Raw genomic sequence first — 2,432 nt, 5'->3', positions numbered from 1 at the left:
CGCCGCCGCTTGCGGCCGCGCCCGACAAATTGCCGCTCGCCAAGCTGAAGGTGCCGGCCGGCTTCAACGTCGAGGTCTACGCCGCCGGCATGGCGAATGCGCGTTCGCTGGCGCAGAGCGACAAGGGCACGGTGTTCGTCGGCAGCCGCCTGGTCGACAAGGTCTATGCCATCGTCAACAAGGACGGCAAACGCCAGGTGAAGGTGATCGCCTCCGGGCTCTATCGTCCAAATGGCGTCGCTTTCAAGGACGGCACGCTCTACATCGCGGAGCTCTCCAAGGTCTCCAAGATCGAGAAGATTGACGATGTCATCGACAGTCCGCCGAAGCCGACGGTGATCTACGACAACCTGCCGAAGGACGAGGCCCATGGCTGGAAGTTCATCGCCATCGGCCCGGACAACAAGCTCTATGTCCCGGTCGGCCAGCCCGGCAACAACGTGCTGCATGACGATGCGCATGGCCAGATCCGGCGCATCAATCTCGATGGTTCGGGCGCGGAAGTCTATGCGGTCGGCGTGCGCAACACGGTCGGCTTCGACTGGAATCCCGAGACCAAGCACCTCTATTTCACCGACAATGGCCGCGACTGGCTGTCCGAGACGGTGCCGGAGGACGAGCTCAACCGCGTGACCAAGGCCGGCGAGGATTTCGGCGCGCCGTTCTGCTACCAGGGCAACATCATCGACCAGGAGCTCGGCTGGGGTAAATCCTGCAGCGACTACACCCCGCCGGTCGGCCTGATGGGCCCGCACACCGCGGCGCTCGGCATGCGCTTCTATACCGGCAACATGTTCCCGAAAGCCTACAAGAACGCGATCTTCGTCGCGCGCCATGGCTCCTGGAACAAGTCGAAGAAGGAGGGCGGCGATGTCGTCGTGGTCAAGCTCGACAAGGACGGCAAGGTGAAATCGGTCGAGCCGTTCCTCACCGGCTTCCTCGCGGACAACAAATATGTCGGCCGTCCCGTCGATGTGATGCAACTGAAAGACGGCTCGCTGCTCGTCTCCGACGACTGGAACGGCGCCGTCTACCGCATCACCTACGGCAAGCAGAAGGTCGCGGGGCAGTAGGTCGTACTCTCTCTCCGTCATTGCGAGCGAAGCGACGCAATCCATGCCTCCGCAAGTGGCGAAATGGATTGCTTCGTCCGCTTCGCTCCTCGCAATGACGGAGCGCCAGGAAAGATCGATGTATAAGAAGCTAATCACCGCGCTCGCCTGTGCATCCATCACCTTCGCCGCCAGCGCCGGGACCATCCAGGAGCGCGCCGCGCCCTGTCTTGCCTGCCATGGCGAGCGCGGCATGTCCGAGACCGAGAACACCCCTTCGCTCGGCGCCCAGCAAGCGGCTTACGTGTTGATCCAGCTCTTCATGTTCCGCGAGAAGCTGCGCGCGTTCGACACCATGAACGAGATGGCGAAGGATCTGTCCGACGACGACCTCCGCACCTTTTCCGATTTTATCGCCACCTTGCCCAAGCCGGCACCGCCCGCCGAGGCCGGCGATTCCGCCCGCATGGCGCGCGGCCAGGCATTGGCGCATCAATATCTCTGCAACAACTGCCACAGGCCGGATTTCTCCGGCAACGACAACGTCCCGCGCATCGCCAACCAGCGCGAGGACTATCTGGGCAAGACGCTCAGCGAATACAAGGACAACACCCGCCACGGCTATGACGGCACCATGGCCGACGTGATGCAGCCGGTGACCAAAGAGCAGATCGCCGACCTTGCCTATTACATCGCCCGCTACCGCTAAAGTGCGCGGCGATCGTCATTCCGGGCTCGATGCTATCGCATCGCCCCGGAATGACGGCGTCACCGTTTTCGCGGAGGTCATCCCGACCTTCTCCCCACGCGCGAGAAGAAGGGGCAGATGCCATCTTTGTCCATTCCTTGCGCTGGCCACGTCAGCCCCGTGACGCTAAAACACGCCCGTCGCAACGGAGTTGGCAATGGAAGAACTTTGGCGTCTGTCGGCCGCGGATCTGGCCGGCTTGATCAAATCGAAGAAGGTTTCGGCGAGGGAGGCGGCGACCGCCGCCTTGGCGCGGCTGGACGCGGTCAATCCCAAGCTCAATGCCGTGGTCGACCACAGGCCGGCAGAAGTGCTGGCGCGGGCGGACGCCATCGATGCCGCGATCGCCCGCGGCGAGGATGCCGGCGCGCTCGGCGGCGTCCCGGTCACGATCAAGGTCAATGTCGATCAGGAAGGGTTTGCCACCACCAACGGCTTGAAGCTGCAGCGCGACGTGATCGCGAAGGCCAACAATCCCGTGGTCGAGAATTTGCGGAAAGCGGGCGCGGTCCTGCTTGGCCGCACCAATTGCCCGGCCTTCTCCTATCGCTGGTTCACCACCAACCTGATCCATGGCGACACCAAGAACCCGCGTGATGGCGGCATCACGCCGGGCGGCTCCTCCGGCGGCG

The 2,432-nt window shown here is 63.3% G+C and carries 3 protein-coding genes; all 3 read left to right on the top strand.

The window, feature by feature from the left end:
- Positions 1-1,073 (top strand): PQQ-dependent sugar dehydrogenase (locus tag CWO89_RS43150; protein ID WP_245476839.1); only part of this gene is annotated, 1,073 nt, incomplete at its 5' end.
- 118 nt (positions 1,074-1,191) lie between these two features.
- The gene (locus CWO89_RS43145; protein WP_130584264.1) at positions 1,192-1,761 is read left to right on the top strand and encodes a c-type cytochrome; all 570 of its coding nucleotides are present in this window, start codon (positions 1,192-1,194) and stop codon (positions 1,759-1,761) included.
- Positions 1,762-1,957: 196 nt separating this feature from the next.
- On the top strand, positions 1,958-2,432 hold a 475-nt coding region (locus CWO89_RS43140; RefSeq protein WP_245476838.1), incomplete at its 3' end, for an amidase family protein.

Source organism: Bradyrhizobium sp. Leo170 (genome assembly GCF_004296405.1).
Classification (GTDB): domain Bacteria; phylum Pseudomonadota; class Alphaproteobacteria; order Rhizobiales; family Xanthobacteraceae; genus Bradyrhizobium.
Note: the sequence above shows the minus strand (reverse complement) of the source record. Positions and strands in the feature narration are given on the sequence as shown.

Excerpts from the sequence above, each read along its gene's own strand:
- CWO89_RS43145 (WP_130584264.1), top strand. The coding sequence starts at position 1,192 with ATGTATAAGAAGCTAATCACCGCGCTCGCCTGTGCATCCATCACCTTC.